We start from the raw sequence: 6,505 nt of genomic DNA, 5'->3' as shown, positions 1-6,505 counted from the left end.
CCAGCACACCGAGCGGCCGGCCGTGCCGCGCGGCGCGGCGCGCGCCAAGGCCGCCGCCAGCGCCGTCCACAGCGACAAGCTCGGCCTCGATCCGGCCCGTTTGCGCCTGCTGGTGCTCAGCGCCATCATGGCCCTGGTGCTGCTGGTGTTCGCCTACATCTTCTGGCAAGCCGTCTACGGTCCCGGCGCCGGCAGCAAGTTGCCGATGGTGCCGATGCCGCCGCCGAACGCGACCGGCGCCACGCCGGCGCTGGTGGTGGTGGCCCAGCCGGCCGGTGCCGGCGCGACCGACGCCGGCACCGCCGAGCAACTGGGCCACATGGCCGACATCCAGCACTACAATATGCAGGAAGCGCAGCGGCGCGAGGAACAGCGCCAATTCGAGCTGTCCCGCGCCAGCGCGCGCCTGCCGGCGCCGCCGCCGGCGCCCGAGACGGTGGCCCCGGCCGCGCCGCCGGCCGACGCCGGCATCCAGGTGCGCCACACGCGGCCGGCGCCGCAGCTGGACCCGGCCCTGCAAGCGGGCTACGCCGCCGTCAACAACGGCGACTGGCCGGCCGCCCAGCAGCAGTACGACAGCGTGCTGGCCAGGGACGCCAACAACCGCGACGCCCTGCTCGGCAGCGCCGCCGTGGCCGAACGGCAGAAGCGCCCCGACCAGGCGACGGCGGCCTACCTGCGCCTGCTCGAACTGGACCCCGGCGACGCCGACGCCATGGCCGGCTTGATCGGCCTGAACCAGGGCGACCAGGAGCAAAGCGAGCAGCGCCTGCAAAACCTGCTCAAGCAACATCCCGAATCGGGGCCGCTGCACTTCGCGCTCGGCAATCTGTACGCGCGCCAGGGCCGCTGGCCGGACGCCCAGCAAAGCTACTTCCGCGCCTACTCGGCCGCGCCCGGCGATGCCGATTACGCCTACAACCTGGCCGTCGGCCTCGACCGGCTGAACCAGCCCAAGCTGGCGCTGACCTATTACCAGCGCGCGCTGGCGCTGGCGCAGGACCGCGCCGCCAATTTCGACCGCAACGCGCTGCGCAAGCGCATGCACGACCTGGCTCCGGCCGCCGCGCGCTGAGCGCCGCCGTCCCTATAAAGTAGAACATGGCAGAGCAAGCAAAACTCCCCCTCGGCAAACTGCTGATCCAGAAAGGCGTCATCAGCGAAGACCAGCTGCGCATCGCGCTGATCGAGCAAAAGCGCAGCAACGAGCCACTCGGCAAGCTGCTCATCACGCTCGGCTTCGTCACCGAGGCCACGGTGCGCGAGGCGCTGTCGGAAAACCTGAACCAGCAATCGGCCGACCTCGGCAACCTGGTGGTCGACGCCATCGCTTTAAAGCTGATCCCCAAGGAAGTGGCCAAGCGCTACCGCGTCTTCCCCATCGTCTACGAGCGCCACAGCGACAACCTGATCCTGGCCATGTCCGACACCAGCAACATCGTCGCGCTCGACCAGATCAGCGCCATGCTGGTCAAGGGCATCACCATCACGCCGCTGCTGGTCGGCGACTCCGACATCCAGCGCGCCATCGACCAGTATTACGGCTTCGAGCTGTCGATCGACGGCATCCTGCACGAAATCGAAACGGGCGAAGTCAATTACGCCAGCCTGGGCACCGTGTCCGACGAGTACAGCCAGCCCATGGTGCGCCTGATCGACGCGCTGCTGGCCGACGCCGTGCAGAACGGCGCCTCCGACATCCACTTCGAGCCGGAGCAATCGTTCCTGCGCATCCGCTACCGCATCGACGGCATCCTGCGCCAGATCCGCAGCCTGCACAAATCGTACTGGCCGGCGATGGCGGTGCGGCTCAAGGTCATCAGCAATATGAACATCGCCGAAACCCGCGCGCCGCAGGACGGCCGCATCTCGATCAAGTTTTCCGGCCGCCAGATCGATTTCCGCGCCTCGGCCCAGCCCACCACCCACGGCGAAAACTTCGTGCTGCGCGTGCTGGACCGGCAAAAGGGCCTGGTGCCGCTGGACGGCCTGGGCCTGGGCGAGGCGGAGCTGCACCTGCTCAAGCTGATGATCGCGCGGCCCGACGGCGTCATCCTCGTGACCGGGCCGACCGGCTCGGGCAAGACCACCACGCTGTATTCCATCCTCAACCACGTCAACACCGAGAGCGTCAACATCATGACGCTGGAAGACCCGGTCGAGTATCCGATGACGATGATACGCCAGACCTCGGTCAACGAATCGGCCAAGATGGGCTTCGCCGAGGGCATACGCTCGATGATGCGGCAAGACCCGGACATCATCCTGGTCGGCGAAATCCGCGACAAGGAAACCGCCGAGATGGCCTTCTCGGCCGCGATGACGGGCCACCAGGTGTATACGACGCTGCACACCAACTCGGCCATCGGTTCCGTGTCGCGCCTGCTCGACATCGGCATCGTGCCCGACATCATGGCCGGCAACATCATCGGCATCATCGCCCAGCGCCTGGTGCGCAAGCTGTGCCCGCACTGCCGCGCGGCCGAGCCGGCCGACGCCGTGGAACGCCGGCTGCTCGGCCTGCACGACGCCGATGCCGATGCCGCGCCGGCGCAGCTGATCTACCGCGCCGTCGGCTGCGAGCGCTGCGCCCACCAGGGCTACAAGGGCCGGCTGGCCATCATCGAATTGCTGAAGATGACGCCGGCGCTCGACGAAATGGTGGCGCGGCGCGCCTCCTCGCGCGAGCTGAAAAACGCGGCCGCGGCCGGCGGCTTCCACTCGCTGGTGGACGACGGCCTGCGCCGCGTGCGCGAGGGCGTGACCACGCTGGAAGAAGTGGCGCGCGTGGTCGACCTGACGGATCGGCTGAGCTGATGCCGCAATATATCTACCGCGCGATGGACACCGCCGGCCAGCTGTGGCCCGGCAATATGGACGCCGCCAACGAGCCGGACCTGGAGCTGCGCCTGCACCGCATGGGCCTGGACCTGGTCGACTGCAAGGCCACGCGCCAAAAAGTGCTGGGCCGGCGCGCCATCAGCCGCACCGACCTCATCAACTTCTGCTTCCACATGGAGCAGCTGACCGGCGCCGGCGTGCCGATACTCGAAGGCTTGAACGACCTGCGCGAGAGCATGGACCACCAGCGCTTCCGCGAAGTCATCACCGACCTGATCGAAAACATCGAGGGCGGCATGACGCTGTCGGCCGCGCTGGCCGCCTACCCGGACGTGTTCGACCGCACCTTCACCAGCCTGATCACGGCCGGCGAGCACACCGGCAAGATCGCCGAAGTGTTCCGCAACCTGTCCGACAGCCTGAAGTGGCAGGACGAGCTGGCCGCGCAGGCCCGCAAGATCGTCATGAAGCCGCTGTTCGTGGCGCTGGTCATCGTCGGCGTCACCTTCTTCCTGATGATTTACCTGGTGCCGCAGCTGACCGCCTTCATCAAGAACATGGGCGGCGTGCTGCCGCTGCACACGCGGGCGCTGATCTTCGTGTCCGGCATCTTCATCGATTACTGGTATGTGCTGCTGGCGCTGCCGGCCGCCGCCTTCTTCGGCGGCCGCGCCTGGATCGCCCGCAGCGAGCCGGCCCGCTACGCCTTCGACGCCTTCAAGCTGCGGGTCTGGATGATAGGCCCGGTGCAGCACAAGATCATCCTGGCCCGCTTCGCCACTTTTTTCGCGCTGATGTACGCGTCCGGCATCACGATACTGGAATGCATACGGCTGTCCGAAGGCATCGTCGGCAACCGCGTGGTGGCGGCCGGCCTGCGCCGCGCGGCCCAGCTGATCTCCGACGGCCAGGGCGTGACGGCGGCGTTCCAGCAGACCGGCATCTTCCCGCCGCTGGTGATCCGCATGCTCAAGGTGGGCGAGGCCACCGGCTCGCTGGACGGTGCGCTGCGCAACGTCAGCTATTTTTACGACCGCGAAGTCAAGGAGATGATCGAGCGCGTGCAAGCGATGATAGAGCCGGCGATGACGGTCGTGCTGGGCCTGCTGCTCGGCTGGATCATGCTGTCCGTGCTGGGCCCGATCTACGACACCATCAGCAAGATCAGGACTTGAGGCCACCGTGCTGCGCAAACAATTATTTTATCTGACCAGCGAACAGCTGTGCGCCTACCAGTGGGACGGCAAGGCGCTGTCGGACGGCGTCTGCTTCGGCCACGAACGCGACGGCCTCGACGCCTTCCTCGACTACGTCGACGAACACGCCAACGTGCCGGCCTATCTGATGGCCGACCTGATCGAGGAGGATTTCCAGCGCGTGCTGCTGCCGCACGTGGGGCCGCGCGCGCGGCGCAACATGCTCGAGCGCCGGCTGCTGCAACAGTACCGCGACACGCCCTACCGCCACGCCGCCATCCAGGGCCGCGACACGGAGGGCCGGCGCGACGATATCGCCCTGCTCAGCGCGCTGACCAATCCGGCCGTCGTCACGCCCTGGATCGCGGCGCTGGAAACGCTGAAGGTGCCGCTGGCCGGCCTGTATTCGACCACCTTGATGAGCGCCGAACTGGTCAAGCGGCTGGCGCTGAAGAATGAACACCTGCTGCTGGTGACGCAGCAGTCCGGCGGCCTGCGCCAGAGTTATTTCCACCGCGGCCAGCTGAAATTCTCGCGCCTGACGCCGGACCACGAGCGCGACGGCGCGGCCCTGGCGCTGAGCACGGAAACCGATAAGACCCAGCAGTTCCTGACCAGCATCCGCCTGCTGGAACGGGGCGCCATCCTGCGCACGGTGATCGTCACGCCGGCCGCGCAGATCGCCGCGCTGCGGCCGCTGTGCGTAGACGGCCCGGAAACCTCCTACCACTTCATCGCGATGGACAAGGCGGCGGCCAAGATCGGCCTGGCCCACGCGCCGACGCTGGCCGACGCGCTGCTGCTGCAACTGCTGGGCAAGGGCGGCCCGGACAGCCACTACCGGCTGGGCCCGGCGCGCCGCTATTACGCGCTGTGGCGCGCGCGGCTGGCGCTGTACGGCGTGAGCGCCGTCGTCATGGCCTGCGCCGTGCTGTGGGTGGCGGCCAATCTGTGGCGCTATGTCGACGCCAGCAACAGCGCCGAACGCATGAGCGGCGAAGCGGCCCAGTACGACAACCGCTACCGGGGCAGCATGTCGAGCATGCCGCCGGCCGTCGACAAGACCGCCAACATGAAAGCGGCCGTGACGCTGGAACACATGGTCGGCGCCCAGGCGCCGGGGCCGCTCGCGATGATGACGCTGCTCAGCCGCGCGCTCGACAACACGCCGCAAGTGCGCTTGAACCAGCTCGACTGGCGGGTCGACCTGCCCGGCGTGGCGCCGCAGGCCAGCGCCCAGTCGCAGGGCGGCATCGACGCCGAGCTGACCGCGCCCATCGCCGCCGCCCTGTTCGGCATACCGGGCGCGCCGCCGCAGACCTTGCGGGTCGACGCCGAAATCGTCGTCACCCAGCACGACTACCGCACCGTGGTCGACAGCATGAACCAGTTCACGCAGGAACTGGCGCGCCAGCCGCATCTGACGGTGGCCATCGAAAAGCTGCCGCTGGACACGCGTTCGACCGTCAAGCTGAGCGGCAAGGCCGGCGCCAGCGCCGCCAGCGCCGGCGCCGACGACAACGCCAAATTCACCCTGAACCTGCAGTGGAAACCATGAACGCCAGCGCCGCCTCGCCCGTCCCGGGCCAACCGAAGAAAAAGCCGGCGCGCATCGCGCTGCCCTACTGGCTGGCCGAATTCCAGCTGATACGGCTGGCCGTCGTCGGCTGCGCCGCCACGCTGGCCATCAGCGCCGCCGCCGTGGTCGGCAGCAACTGGTATCTGAGCGGCGCCAACGACGAGCGCACGCTGGCCCAGCAGGCGCGCGACGCCGCCTACACGCGCTACGCCCACGTCGAAAACGAAAAACAGGATATCCGCGACTTCCAGCCGCAATTCATCGCGCTCAAGCGCAAGGGCTTGATCGGCGACGAGCGCCGCCTCGACTGGATCGACGCGATCCGCCAGATCCAGGTGGCGCGCAATCTGCTGCCGCTGACCTACCAGATCGAGCCGCAGCAGCCGGTCAAGCTGGACCGCTTCGACCAGCGCCTCAACGCCGGCGACTACCAGCTGCGCGGCAGCCGCATGAGCTTGCACATGGACTTGCTGCACGAAGCGGACTTGTTCGACTTTTTCACCGATCTCAAGGAACACGGCTATTTCGGCGTGCAGGATTGCAGCATCCGGCGCCAGTCGGTGGCCAGCGTGGTCAACGCGCCGACGCTGGAAGCGGACTGCACGCTGAACTGGCTGACGCTGTCGCCCGCCGCCGCGCAGGCCCAGGCCGCGAAACGGAGGGGCCGGTGATGCGGCGCGCGCCGTGGGCGGCGCTGCTGACATCGCTGCTGTGCGGCGCGGCGGCGGCGCGGCAGCCGGCCGAGCCGGCGACGCTGGGCCGGCTGTTTTCCACGCCGCAGGAACGGTCCGTGCTGGACGCCCGCCGCAGCGGCGGCCCCGATCAGCCGGCCGGCCCCGACATGGGCGCCGGCGCCATCCCCGGCTTGCCCGGCCAAGGCGCCATCGGC

At 68.3% G+C, this 6,505-nt stretch carries 6 protein-coding genes; all 6 read left to right on the top strand.

Annotation, left to right across the window (positions count from 1 at the left end):
- Nucleotides 1–1,075, top strand: a 1,075-nt coding sequence (locus Q0S71_RS04845) for a tetratricopeptide repeat protein (protein ID WP_295992117.1), incomplete at its 5' end; no start/stop codon positions are given.
- Between the two features lie 26 nt (nucleotides 1,076–1,101).
- Nucleotides 1,102–2,817, top strand: coding sequence for an ATPase, T2SS/T4P/T4SS family (locus Q0S71_RS04840; protein ID WP_295992114.1), 1,716 nt, complete (start codon nucleotides 1,102–1,104; stop codon nucleotides 2,815–2,817).
- Nucleotides 2,817–4,016: a type II secretion system F family protein gene (locus tag Q0S71_RS04835; protein WP_295992113.1), complete on the top strand. Its 1,200-nt coding sequence runs from the start codon at nucleotides 2,817–2,819 to the stop codon at nucleotides 4,014–4,016. Before Q0S71_RS04840 ends, Q0S71_RS04835 begins: the two co-directional genes overlap by 1 nt.
- A 7-nt stretch (nucleotides 4,017–4,023) precedes the next feature.
- Nucleotides 4,024–5,595, top strand: a complete 1,572-nt coding sequence (locus tag Q0S71_RS04830) for a hypothetical protein (protein ID WP_295992111.1) — start codon at nucleotides 4,024–4,026, stop codon at nucleotides 5,593–5,595.
- Nucleotides 5,592–6,287, top strand: coding sequence for a hypothetical protein (locus Q0S71_RS04825; RefSeq protein WP_295992110.1), 696 nt, complete (start codon nucleotides 5,592–5,594; stop codon nucleotides 6,285–6,287). The genes Q0S71_RS04830 and Q0S71_RS04825 overlap by 4 nt, the downstream gene beginning before the upstream one ends.
- The coding region (locus Q0S71_RS04820) for a hypothetical protein (protein WP_295992107.1) at nucleotides 6,287–6,505 on the top strand (219 nt) is incomplete at its 3' end. The genes Q0S71_RS04825 and Q0S71_RS04820, both read left to right, overlap by 1 nt.

Source organism: Rugamonas sp., from assembly GCF_025354735.1.
Taxonomy (GTDB): Bacteria; Pseudomonadota; Gammaproteobacteria; order Burkholderiales; family Burkholderiaceae_D; genus Rugamonas.
The sequence above is the reverse complement of the archived record's forward strand: the minus strand, read 5'-3'. Positions and strand labels throughout refer to the sequence as shown.

What these genes read in the sequence shown, in the direction of transcription:
- Q0S71_RS04840 (WP_295992114.1), top strand. Translation starts at nt 1,102, where the DNA reads ATGGCAGAGCAAGCAAAACTCCCCCTCGGCAAACTGCTGATCCAGAAA.
- Q0S71_RS04835 (WP_295992113.1), top strand. Translation starts at nt 2,817, where the DNA reads ATGCCGCAATATATCTACCGCGCGATGGACACCGCCGGCCAGCTGTGG.
- Q0S71_RS04825 (WP_295992110.1), top strand. Translation starts at nt 5,592, where the DNA reads ATGAACGCCAGCGCCGCCTCGCCCGTCCCGGGCCAACCGAAGAAAAAG.